The sequence below is a fragment of the Candidatus Nitrosocosmicus sp. FF01 genome (genome assembly GCF_047711275.1).
In the GTDB taxonomy this organism is placed as follows: domain Archaea; phylum Thermoproteota; class Nitrososphaeria; order Nitrososphaerales; family Nitrososphaeraceae; genus Nitrosocosmicus.
Genome location: NZ_JBLNIG010000002.1, coordinates 229,845 through 248,290 on the forward strand (window position 1 = coordinate 229,845; position 18,446 = coordinate 248,290).

Below are 18,446 nucleotides of genomic sequence, written 5' to 3' on the forward strand. Positions count from 1 at the left end.
AAGACCTAAGATGAAATCTAGTGAAGGTGGCGATGGGGGAGGTGGTAGTTCTCCATCTAACCTTAAGAGAACGATCGGCTTATTTCAGGCAACTATTTTTGGAATAGGGTTGATCTTAGGAGCGGGAATATATTCAATTATAGGTGAAGCTGCTGGAATTGCGGGAAATGTAGTATGGGTATCTTTTATAGTTGCAGGTTTACTTGCATTAATAATAGGATTAAGTTATGCCGAACTTTCGTCTATATTTCCTAAAAGTTCTGCAGAATACCTGTTTGTAAGAGAAGCTTTTGACAATGAATTTTTGTCGTTATCTGTAGGTTATATTGTTATTTTTGTAATAGTATCGTCTGCTGCAACAGTTGCAGTTGGATTTTCAGGTTATATGGCTATTTTCATTCATTACGTACCTGAAATTATTATTGCGATAATTCTAATCGTGTTGTTATCAATAGTTAATTTTTATGGTATCTCTGAGTCAATAAATATCAATGTACTTTTTACATTTGTCGAGTTAGTTGGTCTTTTCTTTATCATAATAGCATGCATTTGCATCCGGCCAGATCTACAACACTGATTATTTCGAGGTTCCAAATAATAATTCGCCATCAAGCCTGAATCCTGGTTTGATGCTTGGATTGATATTCTCAGCAGCAGGATTGATATTTTTTGCTTTTTTGGGATTTGAAAATATAGTAAATATCGCTGATGAAACAAAAGTTCCCAATAAAACAATACCAAAGGCCCTAATGATATCTATAATTGTTACTATTGTAATCTATATTTTAATAGCGATATCCGCTATATCTCTAGTTGGCTGGCATGACCTGTATCTATCAGAAGCACCCTTAGCGAAAGCCGCTGAAAAAGCAAGTGGAACTGTAGGCACATTCATCCTTTCTGTAATAGCACTTTTTGCAACTTCAAATACAGTATTAATGATGCTAGTTTCAGGATCTAGATTGATCTATGGAATTTCAAATGATAGGAGGTCAGCTCTACCCAGTTTCTTATCCAAAATACATTCAAAACGAAAGACTCCATGGCTTTCTATTTTAGTTGTCATGCTTATCGCAATCATGATCGTTATATTATTTAATGGAACCTTGTCAGTCATTGCTGGAGTAACGGTATTCTGTGTTCTCGTGCTTTATACTATCATAAATATTGCTTTAATAAGACTGCGTTACAAAAAAAACAGACTCGATAGACAATTCACATCTCCATTAAGTATTAAAAGATTTCCCATCTTGTCTGGGTTAGGAATAGTATTGTCGGTCATGATATTACTTCAGTTTGAGCTCCAGATAATACAAGATGGAGTTATTTGTATTATTGGCATCATTTTCTTTGTTTATGTTTCTAGAATAATTGGACGTCTTGTTGATGATGCACGAAGGAGAAGAAGACCACAAAAAAATGATTATTAATGGACTACTAATACAGGACGATGTGAAGTTTCCACTAAATTCCTTGAAACACTTCCTAAGGCTTTAATTTTCGAAATACCTCCTAAACCAACGTTTCCTACAACAATAAGGTCCGCTTGCACTTGAGTCGAAAATTCTACAATACTGTCTGCAATTGCCCTACTCGAGTGACTTCCTTCAAGCAATTGAGTTTGAACCAAAACACCAGAATCCGCAAATTTATCTTTAATTTCCGATAACTTTTCTGCCCACTCTGTCTTTAGCATCTCGTTCATTTCTGCAATGTATTCAGATAAAGGAATTGTATTTCCTGTTTTGATCGACTTCATGGGTTTTTCAAACCCCAAAGGTATATGAAAATGCGGTAATACGTTAACGATTATTACTTCTCCCGAACCTTTATCTTGTGAGTGATTAGATTTCGGATTAGTAAGTTTTAGTAAATTTATAGCATACTCCAGAGCTTTGATAGACTGCTCTGATCCATCAACAGGAACTAGTATTTTCATTACCTTATTGTAAATGCTGGTTCATTATATCTATTTTCAAATTAGCTTTTGTTTTTCTACCTAATAATACTCTTTGGAGCATACTGTGGATTAAACTCTATTAGTAATATCAAAAAATTATAGACTATGAGAAAATCAAAACTGTTCCACAATTGTTGGATCTTGTTTTATACTGTGCGTTTATAAAGCTAGGTTTCTAATTATTAATATTTTAGGACTATTAAAATATGGATAAGCATTTTTATATATACATAATTGGATCAGAATTATATGAGTCTCGATTCCAGTGGAATCTCTAGTTTAATGACCAAAAATATTGTAGTAGCCGAACAGGACGCGAATATTATCGGCATATCTAGAATAATGTCTAATAATAATATCGGCTCGGTAGTCATTGTAGAAGATCTTAAAACACGAAAGCCAGTTGGAATTATTACAGAAAGAGATGTCATCAGATCAATTGGTATGTTACAGCCACATCAGTTAGTAGTTCCAGTGAGAGAACATATGAGCCATCCTTTGATAACGTTATCATCACAAGCCACAGTTTTAGATGCGATGAAATTAATGTATGAAAAAAAGATAAGAAGGATAATAATTCTAGATCATGATAGACTAGCAGGAATTATAACCGATAAAGACATCTTTAGATATTTGGTTGAAAACAAAGATTTGCTTTCTGACATAATAACAAGCGGTGATCTTCCGATTCCAGAGAATCGAATTAAGGATGAAATGTCACATTTTTGGTTCTTTAATAATTTTGTTAGATAATCTCTTGGAGAGGAGTTTTATATTAAAAATAGTTGAAATGTTGATGTCTTCTCCTAGCACCATCAATTTTTAAATGATTTTCAATGAAAGGACGAAGTAGATATGAATTCGTCCTTTGTAAATTATTTTAGCATATTAACAAATACCTTTGATTAGAGTCACATATTGATAAATTGTAAGAGAGTACAATCAGCTACACAAGGAGTCATTCTAATCATAATTTATATAATTATGAGGAAGAACAACATTGCTTCATTTTTGTCAAAGGAATATTATGATTTGCAGTATTGTGCTCTTTCATATTGAAGTGAGATAATTTATTACTATCTGGTGTTATTCATATTTTGAAATTGGAGGTTCGAAAGGTTTTAGTTCCATACGATAGTTCCGAGTTTTCTGAAAATGCTTTAGATTATGCGGTATTTTTGGCAAAGTCCCTCTCCAAAGGTAATCCGAATGAAAAAAACATAAAGATAGTGATACTTCATGTAATCCAAGAACTACCTCTAACAAAGGCTGTTTTGGACAAAATGATCACAGGATGTGAGAAGAAAAACCCATCATTAGATAACTGTATTGAAGATATTTATCAGGAAATTAAAACTTTGATGGAGGAAGAGATTAATGAAAAAAAACTAAAATATAAATTAATTGAGGGAGTTAGTATTGAATCATCTGTTATGTATGGTGATCCTGCTATCAAGATTGTGGAATACGCCAAAGATAACATGATAGACATGATAATTATCGGAAGCAATGGATTGCATGGATTTGCTAAAATTAAAGGATTGGGAAGTGTATCTAGAAAAGTATCCGAAAATGTAAGATGCCCCATTGTAATAATAAGGTAATACCTTATTCATATTCTAGAGATTCACATCATCAAGCAAAGGATTAATCCAACAAGTTTAGTATGTCCCCTCTTCATTTAGTACGAAGGTCGAATCTTCGTTCGGGTTGGAATTTTAGTTATATCGGATACAAGTTCAGCTATAGCATATTTATTTTATCTATATATCTAATATGTGTCCTGGACTTTTTGTGGCCACTAAATAACATCTATTCTTCAAAACTAAATAATACTATTTAGTATCTCTTTATGGTCTGTTCTCGATATTTCTTACGCATTTCCCAACCACGAAAAGATCTTGTTCTTAGTTTATAGTTACAACAAGGGCAATAGATATCATTATTCCAATTAATGAATATCTCACAAACAGTACATCTTTTCTGTCCTTCTCGATATCTGGATGGACTATCAGAATTTCTTTTCGCTTTGAACCTTAGGCATACTCCCTTACAACCCATTTCGACTCAAACAATAGAATTGATTTAAATAAATATTTAATTAAACTTTTCCTGAATAAAGATTACCTTTATCATAATTCATTCATATCAAAGATTTGATAAATTATTATTATGATAATAACGTAGTGATAAATCCTACCGGAACTATATCAATGTTATTACTCATTGGTTACTGGTTATAGGGATGTGTTGGCTGAGTTGGTTTGAAAAATAGATTAACAAATGATTTTATTGCACAAGATTAGCCAATTCATAGCAAATTAAACGAGTTAGAGAAAAGATCCTTTACGCAAGTAGAGAAATGTCAATACAGCTATATAGAGTTTATATATGCTTTATGCGTGCGTGAGAATGTTTAAGACCTTTTCACTTACAAGAATTACCGAGTAATCGAATTTTTGGGTTTAATTAACTAAACACCATATTAATTAAAAAGTATTATTCTATAGTAACCTGAGATCAGGGTACAACAGCCAGTGATTTCTAAGAGTAGTTTTAAATGTAACGCTGATCACCTATAATCAGGTATTATTTGTTCACGGAAAAAGAAATAGAGTATATCAAGTCACAAAGGCTTGCAAGAATAGCCACTTCCTGTTCGTTTTCCCCTTCAGATATTGAAAGTTGTCAACCAGACGTTGCTCCCGTAGGTTTTGATTTTGATGGAGAATATTTTTATGTTGGCGGCATGAATATTTTAGAATCTACAAAGTACAAGAACGTTTTAGTAAATAACAAAGTAGCTCTAGTTATAGATGATTTAAAGACCATAAATCCCTGGGATCCACGTGGCATCAGAATCTATGGAATAGCAGATACAGTTGATCGTCAAGGGGGTTACATGTCAAATACCGATCATCCTCAATCGCGATATATTAGAATAAGACCCACAAAGAAGTGGAGCTGGGGAATTGATGAACCCGTTTTTGTACAAGGTAAATTTAATGTAAAGAAATCGACTGCAAGTATATAGTGGAAAAAATTATGATAATAATCTCTTGTCCTTTCTGGTATCAGGAAAGTGATAAACATGGTATTGATTTTTTTTCAACTTTGATTTTTTTTCAACTATTACATAATAAGAATAAGGTTTAATATTTTATATTACAAATATAATCATGGGTGCTGTTTTCAGACCAAAGAAATTATCAAGGAAGCCAAGAAAAAAAATTTCTAGCGATTCGATAAAAGACATACTTCCAGAGACATCTGAAGATTCGGAAAAATAAACTAGATATCATGATAATTGTCAAAAAACCCCCTTTTTTACAACTCACTTCTTTTTATAAAGAATAAGGCGTTATTTTTCAGGATAATTAGACCGAATTATAAAAAATATAATCGGTCCAGAGTGGAATTTATCTATAAAGGACGAGGACCATATCTATTAAATTCGTATTATGGTTTTTATAATATCTGTTTTAGTCACAATTCCTGTAAGGGCCATTTCACTATTGATTACAGGTAGACCACTTATTCTATGTCTTATCATTATTCTTGCAGCTTCTGCCACATCATCGTCTTCATCCATCATCAATAGAGGTCTAGCAGTCATTATATCGCTAGACATTAAAAACGACTTTATGTCCGATATTTTAAATTTAGATTTTTCATCTTCATTCATATGTGAATTTGGGGACGGAAACTTATTGGATGCAAAATTTATGCCATAAAATATGCTTGCAGGAAAAAAATCCTTTGGTGTAATAATCCCTACAGGAAAGTCATCTTTAGCGATCACTACTCTTGATATCTTATGCGAGTGCATAAGACCGTATACTAAATTGATATTGTCATCTGGAGCTGCAGTAACCACTTTTTTTGTCATACACTCTTTAACAGAAAAGAATCCAGAATAATGATACGCAAAAATCTCAACTAAATCGGTCTTTGTTATTATATCTTTTATTTGGTCCTCATCGCTAGTTACGAGTAGAGAGCTGATTTTATTATTAAGCATAGATTTGGCACAAAATTGAATCGAAGCATCTTTATCAACCAAAATCAGCTCATTAGGTTTCTTCAGTAAATCCATGACTGGTATTTCATCCAGTGATCTTCTGTCAGATGAATTCATATATAAAAAATTAAACAAATCTTTCTCGGTAACGATACCAATAATTTTCTCATTACTTGATATCCCGATTCTTCTGATATTGTACTTTAAAATAATATCTCGTAGATCTAATAGTGTTTTTTGCTGATCGATTGAAATCAAAGGTCTGCTAATATCCCCAGCCTTGAGAATTATCTTTTCATTCTCGTCAAGTGGCATTTAAATATCTGAGTATCTTTGGCTATAAAAATATAGATCAAGATCCGTAGGGATAAAAAGCCTTATTATCCTAGATTATCATCTTTTTTTCCATATGTCACAAAACACTAATAACAGCTTTGTTCTGAATGCACTTCATGTTGCCAAACCGATTGTATCTTTGGAATCGGATAAGACATTTCTTGATGCAAGGAATTTAATGCTTAAATATAACATAAAAAGAGTCGTTGTTTCATCACCTGTTGATAAAAAAGTAATTGGAATTGTTACCGAAAAGGATATTTCAAGATTCTTCTCTATGTATGGATTTGATAAACGGAAATTAGGAGAGATTACATTAGAGGAATTGCTTCAAAATAAGACCGAATTATATGTTGTAAACAAGAATTTTTCGCTAGGTATTTGTGCAAAGCTCATGCTAGATAAAAATATTAGCTCTCTATTGCTTGTAGATGAAGAAGATAAAGTAAACAAGATAATTACAAAGACAGATTTGATAGCACTAGTTGCAAGTCACGATCTCGGCAGTGTTGCTGTTCGTGAATATATGACTCAAAAAGTGATTACTGTAAGACCTCAAGACAATATAAATATAATACCAGAGTTGTTGACTCGATATAATATATCTCGTGTAATCGTAATTAGAGAAAATAAACCTGTAGGCATAATAACTACAAGAGATACGATGCCCAAAGGAAGCTATTTTGGAGTATTAAATTACAGTAACAAAGACGGACCAAAAGAATTTGAAAATGGCTTTTCGTCTTCTAAAACAAGAGTACCCTTTGCAGTAGAGGATATAATGACACCCAATCCAATACTCATTGATCAGGAAGGAAGTATAAGAGACGCAGCCAAAATGATGATTGGAAATCAAATTAGTGGAATTCCAGTGGTAAACAATTTACAAGAATTAGTTGGAATAATAACAAAAACTGATATAATAAAGGCAATAGTAGATTTGGGAAAAAATAAAGATCAATAAATTATAATCATAATCATAGATTTTCTCTATTATGCAAGAAAATAGGAAATTAATCCACTGGATCGGATAAATAAAGATCCTATACAGATGGATAAAATTAGTCGATTAACAGATGGTCATGATGAAAGAACTATCAAATTCACATTCAAATGCAATTTAAAATCAAAGTTTATACTCCAGCTAGACAAAATATCAACTTCATATCATCGCCGTCCAAACAAGTTTATTCAATGGGAACAAGAAAAAAGAAGAATCATAGATACAAACTTCATAATCACATGACAAATCAGGCTCATAATTTTGGCCATAATATGCGATATGAAATTTATATAAATATCTTCATCTAAAAGATGGTATGTCATCATCGACATCTGAATCATCCAAAAATGATTCAAAGAGTACAGCTAGTAAAGAAAGTATTGAGGTCAAGAATCAAACTAATAACATAAAAAGCGAATCAGGTATATCGTATCCAAACTATTTTGATGATTTCTTTGAGGCTTTTAGACAAAACATGCAAAACATGCAAAACGTTATGGAACAAGCATGGCCATCTTCAATGGCTTCAATGAGAGGAATAACACCTTTTGAATTCTTTGATAAAATTGCGGATACCAGGCTACCATTATGTGACGTTATAGACAGAGGAGACAGATATGAAATAAATTTAGAAGTACCGGGGATAAATAAGGAAAAAATAGATGTGAAAGCAACAAAGTATTCTGTTACTGTTTCAGGATCACAAACAGAAAAAACCAAAGAGAAGGGCAAAAAATATGTCTACAGTGAGAGATCTTACAAGTCATTCCATAGACAAATACCTTTTACTCAGGAAATTGTCCCATCAAAAATTGATGCAAAAGTTAATGATGGGGTATTAGAAATCAATGTACCAAAGAAAAACCAAACCAAACCAGAGGGCAATGAGGAATTCAAGGTTAACGTAAGTTAGGAAGAGGAGTAAAAAGAGACATTTAATTTTTTTCTATATTTTAGCAATTTAATTTCAAATATACATCCAGTTTTTTAAAATACTACTGAAAGTATTTTATTATCTCACATGATTGCTTATTATTATATTAATAAATTGAGCGATAAAATATAGATAGAGACATAAAGTACATTTAGTATCTAAAAATACTAACAGCATGTCATCTATTGACAACAGTGGAGAAAATGAATTCGCATATGAAGAATCAAATGTGGTGGGCAAATCCGAAGATAATCCCGAGGAAGAGGACAAGAAAATACTAAAAGCGATAAAAAAAGAAATAGAAGAGAAAGACAAGACAAATAATAATAATAATAATAATAATAACAAATAGAAATTTTGCAAGAGTGAGTTGTCATGTATTTTGTTGAAATGAATACAGCCTATAATGGTCGCTATTAAGGGGTTTTACATATTAGTAGTTTAATGTCTAAAGTTTTTCAAAATTAAACTGATAGTAGAAAAACGAAAAATGATTATATTTGAATGGACTAATGAAAATCATGTACGATGGAGAGCTGAGGATTAGATGCGGTATTCTCGACAAAGGTAGTGAGGTACAATATTTTGATGTTACTTGGATGCCTGACAATGTATACAGGGGTATTGACAATCCCTGTAATTATGAAAGTGTTATGAAAATGATCAACGATACGTATCCTGATAGCATAGTATTTGATCCAGAGGGCATTAGTGGGCTCACACTGGCGCAATTTCTATACGATACACATTCGAATTATGATTCAAGTGTAAGAAAGATACAGAGAGGTGGAGAATTTGTAGAAAAATTTGTGTCTTATGAAATAATTTTGCACTTGAAACAAAAGTTTAAAGAAAATTTAGATTAAAACGTTTTTGGGGACAGCAGTATTTTAGGATAATTAAGGTTATTCACAAAAAAGCCTGACTTTTTTTGATGAATTCCTTTATATCAGGCATATAGATGGCATATAGATGGCATTTATGATTTGCAAGGATATGATGATTGATCTTATCTTTACTAAACTATAGTAAATTTGTGCAATCGGTTGTATAGGAAAATGATAGTCACAAGGTATTCATTCCTCCTTCTGACCTTCCCATATCATCCGAGAACATTACGTGTCGTAAGAAAATATTTATCCGAATCTCTTGATTATTATTCTTTGCTAAAAATTTTTTAGCGAATCTATCTGGCATAGTAATATGTATGATTATGTGGTCTCGATCAATGAAGTTGGTAGGGGGCAAATAGATCAGGTAGGAGGAAAGGGTGCAAACCTTGGTGAATTGATAAAATCAGGCATCCCTGTGCCTCCAGGATTTGTGGTTACAACATCTTCATTTAAGCAGTTTATAGAAGACAACGATATTAAAGATCAGATAGAGCAAATTATACTCCAGACAGATGTAGATGATTCTTTATCATTAACAGAATCATCTAGTAAAATAAAGAAAATCATACTTTCAAGTAAAGTACCTTCGGAAATTGAAAGAAAAATTATCGAAAATTATCAAAAGTTAATTACCAAAAGAGCCGGAGAGGTGATAGACAGCAACACTGCTTCTGCTTCTTCTTCTGCTGCTGGCACTGCTGCTGCAGCAGAAGAAGATTTATTGCCACTAGTTGCAATCAGGAGTTCAGCTACTGCAGAAGATTTACCCAATGCATCATTTGCTGGACAACAATCCTCATTTCTTAATGTGAAAAACGAACTGGAACTTATGGAATCTATAAGAAAATGCTGGGCTTCGCTGTATGAGCCCCGTGCTATATTCTACCGTTTCAAAAATAAAATATCAAAGGTCAGTATCGCAGTAATAGTTCAAAAAATGATTGAATCTGACAAATCAGGCATCATGTTTACAGTCGATCCCACAACAGGTGAAAATACAATATTAATTGAAGCTACTTGGGGACTTGGAGAAAGCATTGTAGGAGGAGAAATATCGCCTGATTCATATCATGTAAGCAAACAAAAAATAAAAGAAAAAGCTATAATTGATAATGCAATTACAGATATCAAAATCGCACAAAAAACAAAGATAATTGCATTTGATACTACTTCAAAGACTACAATCACATACGATTCACCACCAGACAAGATAAATGCCCAAGTATTGACGAAGGAACAAATTCTAAAGTTAGCGTCATATGGATTAATGATTGAAAAATACTATGATGATCAACCACAGGATATTGAATTTGCAATAGATAAATCTGAAAATATATTCTTTGTGCAAAGCCGCCCCATTACTACAAAAGCCGATAACAAAAACAAAATTGACATTATTGATAAAAACCAATTAATAAAAGGAATTGGAGCCTCTCCTGGAACTGCGGTAGGCAAAGTAAAAATCATAAAAACTAAGGACAGTATCAAAAACATAGAAAAGGGCGACATCATTGTAACAGCCATGACATCTCCTGATTTGGTTCCAAGTATGAATAAATCATCTGCAATTATTACCGATCTTGGTGGCAGAACATGTCATGCAGCTATAGTCTCAAGAGAAATGGGAATCCCCGCAATTGTTGGTGCACAAAATGCAACCATCATACTGCAAGACAATCAGGTAATTACGGTTGATGCATTCAATGGAATAGTATATGATGGTGTAGTTGATTTAAGTAGTGATACATCTATCTCTGAGTATCAGAAACCTTCTGGAGTTGAATCAGGCTCCGGCTCAAGCGACTCGATCAAAACAAAAATAAAGATAAATCTTGCATTTGTCAAAAATATTGAAGAAATAGAACCAAAAGTAGAAGGAGTTGGTTTACTGAGATTGGAGCATATGATCGCCCAATATGGTACACATCCTGCCAAGCTAATGAGAGATAACCGGTTAGACGATTATATACAAATGCTAATGGATGGAATAAGACCAATAGCTAAAATATTCAATCCAAAGCCTGTATGGGTGAGAACGTTAGATGCCAGAACAGACGAATTTAGAAATCTTGTTGGTGGAGAAGAAGAACCCCATGAATCCAATCCTATGCTTGGATGGCATGGAATACGCAGGAGCCTAGATGAACCGGCATTATTGAAGGCAGAATTAAATGCTATCAAGAAATTGCATGATGAGGGATTTACAAATCTATATGTGATGCTTCCTTTTGTCATATCGGTTGAAGAAGTACAAAAATCAAAGGAAATTTGCAGAGAAATATCTTCAACATTGGAAAACAAGATCGGTATAATGGTTGAAACTCCTGCCGCAATTCTGATAATCGAAGAGTTGTGTAAAGAGGGAATATCCTTTGTCAGCTTTGGGACCAATGATCTTACCCAATTAATATTGGGCATAGATAGAAATAACGAAAGATTATCTAGATTATCATCGGTATTTCATCCGGCTGTTTTGAAATCAATGAAAATGGTAATTGAGGTTTGTAATCGCCTTGGTGTGGAAACGTCTATTTGTGGAGAGAGCGGCAGTCAATCTGAAATGGCCCAAATACTTGTCAGATATGGTATAAAGAGCATTTCATGCAACAGAGACGCTATTGATCTAATAAGGACAACGGTATTTGAAGAAGAACAAAGAATGATGAAAAGCTAAAGAAAGAAAAATCTTGATAGATTATAGAGGTCAATAAAAGATAGTTAGTTTATTCTACTTTTACTTCCTTGCCTTTTGGTTTTGATTGTTGCTTCTTACTGAAAACAACTTCCAATATTCCATTATTATATCTAGAAGATGCAGTTTCGATGTCTGCCTCTGGCGGTAAATCAATAACTTCATGGTACTTTCTTTGTGGGTCATCTGTACTTATTTCAACTGAGGAATCGTAAGCATTTACTTTTATGTTTTCCTTTCTTACACCGGGCATTTCAACTATAACTTTTACCTCTTTATCGTTGGTACTAATATCAACCAGAGGCTCTCTTTCAGGGCTCAATATCGGAGCAGTCCCCATTGCAGAAGCTTTTACATTTCCAAACTCTTTTACATGAGGTTTGCCATCAGGGCCTATTGTCATAGAATACCCATAGACGATGGGACCTACCTCTCTGACTTTTGCTCCCTCAGGAGTAGTGTATTCTCTCACAAGTTCTTTAGGGGCCTTGGTTTCTATACCCTTAAACTCTTCCTGAAACATTTTTTCCATATCTTTTCTAAAATCGTCATAGTCTCTTAACATCTCTTCAAAATAATTATGTCGTGGCCATCTCGTTCCTCTATCTTTTCCAAAAAACCTTTTGAACCATTCATCATTATGAGAATTCCAAAAACTCATTTAACCAAATGCACTAATCTAATATTTAAGATTATTGTTTTAACGAACTTAAAGAAGGAACGATATATGTACATCAAACAACTTTAGAGCATATTTTAAAATCCCTAAACATTTTTATTCAAATATTATTCAAGAGAATCTGCACTTTTTTAAGTCCGCGGTCCAGAAGAATAGTTATATACTATACAGAATAATAAATTACCAGGTTTTTACAACCAAAAATTACTTAATCAAGTACTGTTCTTTTATTTAATCATGGCTAAAATTACGGTATCGGCCATTAAGGCAGACGTTGGATCTATAGGCGGTCATACTCGTCCCAGTGATGAATTACTTCAAAAGGTTAAGGAAATTGTAAACTCTAAATCTCAAAGTCTGTTAATCGATTACTATATCGGCTATACTGGAGACGACATCCACATAATTATGACACATACTCATGGAATAAATAATAAGGAAATACACAAGATGGCTTGGGATGCCTTCACAGAGGGAACTAAAATTGCAAAAGAACAGGGGCTATATGGTGCTGGTCAAGACTTACTGAAGGATGCCTTTTCAGGTAACGTGAAGGGAATGGGACCAGGTGTAGCAGAAATAGAGATGGAAGAAAGGCCAAGCGAAGTCTTTTGCGTTTTTGCTGCTGACAAAACCGAGCCCGGAGCATTTAACTTTCCCTTTTGGAGGATGTTTGTGGATGCGAGAAGCAATACGGGAATTTTAATCAATGAAAAACTTGCTGAAGGAGTTATTTTCCATGTCATGGATGTAATTACAGGAAAAACTGCTGAATTAAAATTATGGAATGACAAGCCCGAATTAGAAGCAGCGTTGATGTATCCTGGGCGGTATGTTGTTTCATCAGTATTTTCTTCTGATCACGCTGAGCAAATCTTATCCGCATCGACTGACCGACTGCACAATATTGCAGGAACATATGTAGGAAAGGATGACCCAATCTCTATAGTAAGAACTCAAAAAAACTTTCCAGCCACTGAGGAAGCAGGGAGTGCGTTTAATAATCCACACTACGTTGCAGGTAATACTAGGGGTAGTCATCATATGCCTCTTATGCCCGTAAAGTTGAATTCTCCGGCCAGTATCAACTATGCTATTCCAATTGTTTCGTGTCTTGTATTTAGTATGCACAATGGCAAATTAGTAGGACCCCATGACGGATTTGGAACAGTTGACTGGGACCTGCAAAGATTATGGGCCGCTGAGCGAGCAATGATAATAAGAAGCCAAGGATTTGTTCATCCCGCAACTTTGGTTCCGGACGAATTGGAATACAACAAAGGCTATGAGGCAAGAATGAAAAAACTTGATGAAAAGTTTCGATAATCAGACTTGCCGCTTTATTTTCTAGTTGATTATTAAACAGATCATTTCTTAATTAGAAAATATAATAGATAAGAATCAATTTAACGGTCTTTAGACGATTCTAACTATCGAACGCATGTTTGTATATTATAAGCCAACACCACACCAAAAAGCCAGATTGTGTTTCTGCAAGTAGAGACCAATTAATAAATTCGCCCAAAGTTGAAATAAGTGGATGTTGAACGTGATTAATCTTTCTAAATAGAGAACCGAACTTTTTATGTCAGAATTTTATAAAATTAATTAATTATACATATCTTGTTTGCTGTGTACTTTATTTTATCTAATCATGGTTACTTATTGGGAAAATAAGGTAAAAGAAATTATCATCTGCTTGTACTTTTTTTCTTTCAGATATCGATTTGATATATATTTCTAAATGTTGACTTGCAATATTAGTCCACTTTAATTCCGGTTTAAACTCTTTAACTTTTTGAACGTAATCAGAGTAATTCGCTTCCAGTTTCTCAAGCGCACGCTCAAATTCACCTGATTTTCTTTTTACTGTTATGCCAAGGCCCTTCTCCTCAAACTCCTTGAAAAAACCCAGATTGCTAGAAATAAACGGTAGACCATGGGCTAGGGCATCAAAAAGAACTCCTGAACCTGAAGTTACGGTGTATGGAAGGATTACAATATCACAAGAATAAAGTAGAGTAGAGAGATCACTGTCAGTCAAAAAACCCTGATTCAGATTGATGATCTTCTGATCCTTATTGTTAGTATCCTTGTGATCAGGGCTATCGAGTATTCCAATCGACGTTGGCTTGCCTGAGCCATATAGGTTTTTTGATTGATTAATGACTATTGTCCAATTATGAGGAATATTTAAGCTGTTCAATATATCCCAACCTTTGGTATTTGTTGCAAAACCAAAAAGCACTCCTATTTTCCTATCTATAGGTAAATTAAATTTTCTTCTAGCCAAATTCTTTTCTGCAGAAACAGAAACGACAGGCTCTGCGCCATGGTAAATAACAAATAATTTGTTTTTTTCTAAATCTGATCTTCTGGTATTCACACTATTATTACCATCAGAAATTAAATGAGCCAAGTATTCTGAAAACACAATATTGGCACTGCTTTTTTTCATCTTGATTCTATTGGATTTATTAAATGCAAAATAAGTTGACAAAGCTATCCAATATTCTTTGATTTTATCCAAAGGATTGATAGAATCTGTATCTATTATATCATTTTGTTGATGATACAAAAGCTTTGATATTTTTAACCATTGTTTAAACGGATATGCAGAGTGAAATGTAGTTACTATAGGAATAGGGCATTTTTCGTAAAATTCCTCTATATTCGTAATAGATTTGTTTGAATTCTTTTTAAATACTTGTTTAAACCCGTATAGACCATGCTCTAATTGAATATGTACTATATCCGGTCTTAATGTATTGATAACATCTAGTATCACCTGTGAGTTATTCTCATTTAATGGATCAAGTCCAAAAAAATCTCCGTTTCCCTTCTCATTACATAAAACATACACTTCAACTCCTATTTCTTTTAGTGCTTTAACCAAATTACTTGTATATCTCCCAACACCGCCAGGAATTGGAGGATATTCGGTAGAAACCATTAGCACTTTTGGTTTCAAATCAGCACTCATGACCATTTATATTTAAAAAAATATAATAAGAATTGGTTTATAATTCATCTTTTTGTGTCCAATAAACAAAATCTATTTTTTATTTGTATTTGAATTATAGGACTTGACAACTACAAATTCGTTTTTTATAAGGATGTTGTTATAGTTGTTGTTGATATGAATCATGTACCTGTAGACTAATAGTCAATAGCGCACTAATTAATACCAATAATATGGATTGAGATTTATTACCGCATCAAAACGACAGGACAAGACGCTACCTCTGAGATCCATCTAGATATACTTCCTACCCCTCTTCTATTGTGACGTTTCTTTAATGAACCACTGCTACCCATTACTATCAAATTTATATTTCGATCCTTGGAAACTGAAAGGATTTCATCTGCAGGATGACCTACTCTGATAATATATCGGACAAATGATTCCTTTTCTTTAGTTTTATTTTTTTCCTTAATTTTATTGACCAGCTGGATCAGGTGTTTATCCGCGCCTTCTCTAATTGAATTTACAAAATACTTTTTAGCTTTCTCAAAGTCTTTTTGATTTGAGATAAATTTTTCCATTTTTGAAGGGCAAAAGCTGGCATCATCTATAATATATAAAAGAAGGATCGTATAATCCATATTTGTAGCAATTTCAACAGCCTTATCCAGTGCCTTTATAGAGAGTTCAGTTGCATCGTATGGCACTAAAATACTAGGCTTGAGTGTAGCCATAATGTTATTTATCAAAATTTTCTATATATACATTCTACATCTTTGATTATTGTTGTATGTTGTATATTGTAAGAACATATTGTAAAATATCCTGTTGATACTTTGCTAAGAAAGTCGGTATTCAATAAAACTCGATGGAACAACTACATACATTGAGAAATGTGATAAAGCTATAGTCTTTCTTAAGGAAAGGAAAGCCAGTCGATAGCGATGACAATGAAGGAATTTAGTCTTGATACTGTAACTGAATTTCATAGATAATTTTCGATCCTATCTATCTATCTATGTATGTGTGTGTGTATGTATGTATGTATGTCTACGCACTATTCTTGCTGCATGTCATCTGCTTTTATCAATCAGACTTTTAGACTATACTCCATTATTTTGAAAGATGTGTTGTATCAGATCATCAAGTTCAACCGTTGCTAGACAACAGACCTTATCTGCTCCTCCATAGTAAAGGAATAATTCTCCATCTATATTGCATAATCCTGTGGGAAATACTACGTTATCAACATCTCCTGTCTTTTCATATTCTGTAATAGGGGTCAAAATCGGCTTATTGCATCTACAGACCATCTTAGATGGATTATTCAAATCCAAGATTGCAGCACCAGCACTGTATATTCTATCCGCACTAACTCCATGGTATATTACTAACCATCCATATTTTGTCTTTAAAGGTGGAGGTCCAGCACCTATCTTTAATTGCTCCCATTGAAACTCGGGTTTCATAAGTAAAGTATGTTCTTCTACCATAGTCAACTGAGAGGATTCACCAAGCCATATACTGGGGCTATCAACACCGTATGCTTGGCCAATCCAGGAACTTGGTCTATGCAAACTGAAATACGCTTTCTCTCCTTTATTTAATTTAGAAGGAAGTTTCTCGGGAAAAAGAACTACATCTTTGTTATCCATTTCTTTGCTTGTAATTATGCCCAATCTCTCAAAGTGTGAATAATCTTTAGTTACTGCTGCTAAAGCAGTCGATACAACGGGTCCTGCCTTAACGTGTTCGGATAATACTACATATGTCATGTAAGTTTTGTCTTCTATTTTAGACAATCGCGGATCTTCTATGCCAAATTGTTCATAGTCTAAAATAGGATCGAAAGCTATTTGGTTTCGTCTTTTAAAGCTGTAACCATCCTGACTGGAAGCATATCCTATTCTTGAAACATAATTCTCGTATTCGCCGATAGCTCGATATAACATATGTACCATGTTTCCATCATAGAATGTGGCGCAGTTAAAAACAGCCTGACTCTCCCACCAATTATTTCTATTAGGAGCAAGTATAGGATTATTTGGATGTCTTTTGAGGATCCCGCTATCGTCCACTATTACAATGTTGTCATATAAATGATATTATATATTTTAGGAGATTCTTGTATTAGAATTAAGCAGAATTATATAAATATGTGTGTGAGAGAGAGTAAGGACGTCCATTTAAAGTAACGTACTTGTACATTGATTATTTTGTTGTAAACCCAATGGATTTTAATTTAGACCATTATAACATACGATTGAATGAGTAGTTGATAACAGGATTTATATCAATAGACCTAAAGAAATTTCAGTAGTCTTTTATCTATTGCATTTCTATTTTTGATTTTGACTATTCCTTTTGATTTTTACTCTGTTCCGCTTGAAAATTTCGACAATTTCCTCTATTTTTTTTATGTCTGCGCCATACATTCTCTTGATGTATTCTAATCCTGATCGGTGTTCCTCTTCTGTAAATGCTTCTACTCCATCCTCGGCTACTATTATCTTAAAGCCTCTTGTAAATGCATCATATGAGGAATGTCTATCACAGATATTTGTATGCAATCCAGTAATTATTATGGTATCAACACCTTTTCCTCCATATAATCCATTTAAAGCTCTATCTAGGCCAGTTCCATCAAATGCACTATAGGTTCGTTTTGGAATAACAAAATCACTCTCCATAGGTTTAAGTTCATCTATTATTTTCTGACCTTCTGTTCCTTTCATTGCATGAGGTCCCCATAAATTAAGTTCATAGTTATCCATGGGTAGGTGCTCGTCTATACAGTAAAATACTGGAATGTTATTATTTCTAGCCTCGATTAATAAGGTATGTATATTTTGAATTATATTTGATGCTCTTTCACACTTTAGCTTACCCTTGACAAAATCATTTTGCATATCTATTACTAAAATTGCATAGCGTGTCAACTCGATATACATACATTATATAAA

At 33.5% G+C, this 18,446-nt stretch carries 19 protein-coding genes; 12 read left to right on the top strand and 7 right to left on the bottom strand.

Annotated features, from left to right (window positions below; translation table 11 throughout):
• The first annotated feature begins 10 nt into the window (after positions 1-10).
• Both ACMT7R_RS06650 and ACMT7R_RS06655 read left to right on the top strand, forming a co-directional pair.
• Positions 11-577, top strand: a complete 567-nt coding sequence (locus tag ACMT7R_RS06650) for an APC family permease (protein ID WP_415310837.1) — start codon at positions 11-13, stop codon at positions 575-577.
• Positions 564-1,430, top strand: a complete 867-nt coding sequence (locus tag ACMT7R_RS06655) for an APC family permease (protein WP_415311650.1) — start codon at positions 564-566, stop codon at positions 1,428-1,430. Before ACMT7R_RS06650 ends, ACMT7R_RS06655 begins: the two co-directional genes overlap by 14 nt.
• Here ACMT7R_RS06655 and ACMT7R_RS06660 read toward each other — a convergent pair.
• Positions 1,427-1,939, bottom strand: coding sequence for a universal stress protein (locus ACMT7R_RS06660; RefSeq protein WP_415310838.1), 513 nt, complete (start codon positions 1,937-1,939; stop codon positions 1,427-1,429). The two genes, ACMT7R_RS06655 and ACMT7R_RS06660, sit on opposite strands and share 4 nt — an antisense overlap.
• 270 nt (positions 1,940-2,209) lie before the next feature.
• Here ACMT7R_RS06660 and ACMT7R_RS06665 point away from each other — a divergent pair, with 270 nt between their 5' ends.
• The 3 genes from ACMT7R_RS06665 (at position 2,210) to ACMT7R_RS06675 (ending at position 4,994) form a co-directional block, all read left to right on the top strand.
• Positions 2,210-2,713 (top strand): cyclic nucleotide-binding/CBS domain-containing protein, encoded by a 504-nt coding sequence (locus tag ACMT7R_RS06665; RefSeq protein ID WP_415310839.1) that lies wholly within the window; start codon positions 2,210-2,212, stop codon positions 2,711-2,713.
• Between the two features lie 344 nt (positions 2,714-3,057).
• Positions 3,058-3,564, top strand: coding sequence for a universal stress protein (locus ACMT7R_RS06670; protein WP_415310840.1), 507 nt, complete (start codon positions 3,058-3,060; stop codon positions 3,562-3,564).
• 989 nt (positions 3,565-4,553) lie between these two features.
• On the top strand, positions 4,554-4,994 hold the full coding sequence (locus ACMT7R_RS06675; RefSeq protein WP_415310841.1) for a PPOX class F420-dependent oxidoreductase: 441 nt from the start codon (positions 4,554-4,556) through the stop codon (positions 4,992-4,994).
• Positions 4,995-5,408: 414 nt separating this feature from the next.
• On the opposite strand, the gene ACMT7R_RS06680 is transcribed toward ACMT7R_RS06675, so the two are convergent.
• Entirely contained in the window at positions 5,409-6,296 is an 888-nt protein-coding gene (locus tag ACMT7R_RS06680) for a CBS domain-containing protein (RefSeq protein WP_415310842.1), read from the bottom strand.
• Between the two features lie 94 nt (positions 6,297-6,390).
• Between ACMT7R_RS06680 and ACMT7R_RS06685 the strand changes: the two genes are divergently transcribed.
• The 6 genes from ACMT7R_RS06685 (at position 6,391) to ppsA (ending at position 11,821) form a co-directional block, all read left to right on the top strand.
• Positions 6,391-7,281 (top strand): CBS domain-containing protein, encoded by an 891-nt coding sequence (locus ACMT7R_RS06685; protein WP_415310843.1) that lies wholly within the window; start codon positions 6,391-6,393, stop codon positions 7,279-7,281.
• Between the two features lie 87 nt (positions 7,282-7,368).
• Positions 7,369-7,563 (top strand): hypothetical protein, encoded by a 195-nt coding sequence (locus tag ACMT7R_RS06690; RefSeq protein WP_415310844.1) that lies wholly within the window; start codon positions 7,369-7,371, stop codon positions 7,561-7,563.
• A gap of 73 nt (positions 7,564-7,636) precedes the next feature.
• Positions 7,637-8,233 carry an Hsp20/alpha crystallin family protein gene (locus ACMT7R_RS06695; RefSeq protein WP_415310845.1) on the top strand — a complete coding sequence of 199 codons (597 nt, stop codon included), beginning with the start codon at positions 7,637-7,639 and terminating at the stop codon, positions 8,231-8,233.
• A 196-nt stretch (positions 8,234-8,429) separates the two neighbouring features.
• Positions 8,430-8,606 carry a hypothetical protein gene (locus ACMT7R_RS06700; RefSeq protein ID WP_415310846.1) on the top strand — a complete coding sequence of 59 codons (177 nt, stop codon included), beginning with the start codon at positions 8,430-8,432 and terminating at the stop codon, positions 8,604-8,606.
• Positions 8,607-8,766: 160 nt separating this feature from the next.
• On the top strand, positions 8,767-9,120 hold the full coding sequence (locus ACMT7R_RS06705; protein WP_415310847.1) for a hypothetical protein: 354 nt from the start codon (positions 8,767-8,769) through the stop codon (positions 9,118-9,120).
• A 349-nt stretch (positions 9,121-9,469) separates the two neighbouring features.
• Positions 9,470-11,821, top strand: a complete 2,352-nt coding sequence (ppsA, locus tag ACMT7R_RS06710; RefSeq protein ID WP_415310848.1) for a phosphoenolpyruvate synthase — start codon at positions 9,470-9,472, stop codon at positions 11,819-11,821.
• A 49-nt stretch (positions 11,822-11,870) separates the two neighbouring features.
• On the opposite strand, the gene hsp20 is transcribed toward ppsA, so the two are convergent.
• Entirely contained in the window at positions 11,871-12,500 is a 630-nt protein-coding gene (hsp20, locus tag ACMT7R_RS06715; RefSeq protein ID WP_415310849.1) for an archaeal heat shock protein Hsp20, read from the bottom strand.
• Between the two features lie 255 nt (positions 12,501-12,755).
• On the opposite strand from hsp20, the gene fbp reads away from it, so the two are divergent.
• Entirely contained in the window at positions 12,756-13,844 is a 1,089-nt protein-coding gene (gene fbp / locus ACMT7R_RS06720; RefSeq protein ID WP_415310850.1) for a fructose-1,6-bisphosphate aldolase/phosphatase, read from the top strand.
• A gap of 322 nt (positions 13,845-14,166) precedes the next feature.
• On the opposite strand, the gene ACMT7R_RS06725 is transcribed toward fbp, so the two are convergent.
• The 4 genes from ACMT7R_RS06725 to ACMT7R_RS06740 form a co-directional block, all read right to left on the bottom strand.
• Positions 14,167-15,501 carry a glycosyltransferase family 4 protein gene (locus ACMT7R_RS06725; RefSeq protein ID WP_415310851.1) on the bottom strand — a complete coding sequence of 445 codons (1,335 nt, stop codon included), beginning with the start codon at positions 15,499-15,501 and terminating at the stop codon, positions 14,167-14,169.
• 227 nt (positions 15,502-15,728) lie between these two features.
• On the bottom strand, positions 15,729-16,217 hold the full coding sequence (locus ACMT7R_RS06730; RefSeq protein WP_415310852.1) for a universal stress protein: 489 nt from the start codon (positions 16,215-16,217) through the stop codon (positions 15,729-15,731).
• Between the two features lie 369 nt (positions 16,218-16,586).
• Positions 16,587-17,561 (bottom strand): glycosidase, encoded by a 975-nt coding sequence (locus ACMT7R_RS06735; RefSeq protein WP_415310853.1) that lies wholly within the window; start codon positions 17,559-17,561, stop codon positions 16,587-16,589.
• Positions 17,562-17,822: 261 nt separating this feature from the next.
• The gene (locus ACMT7R_RS06740; protein ID WP_415310854.1) at positions 17,823-18,434 is read right to left on the bottom strand and encodes a cysteine hydrolase family protein; all 612 of its coding nucleotides are present in this window, start codon (positions 18,432-18,434) and stop codon (positions 17,823-17,825) included.
• Positions 18,435-18,446: the final 12 nt, after the last annotated feature.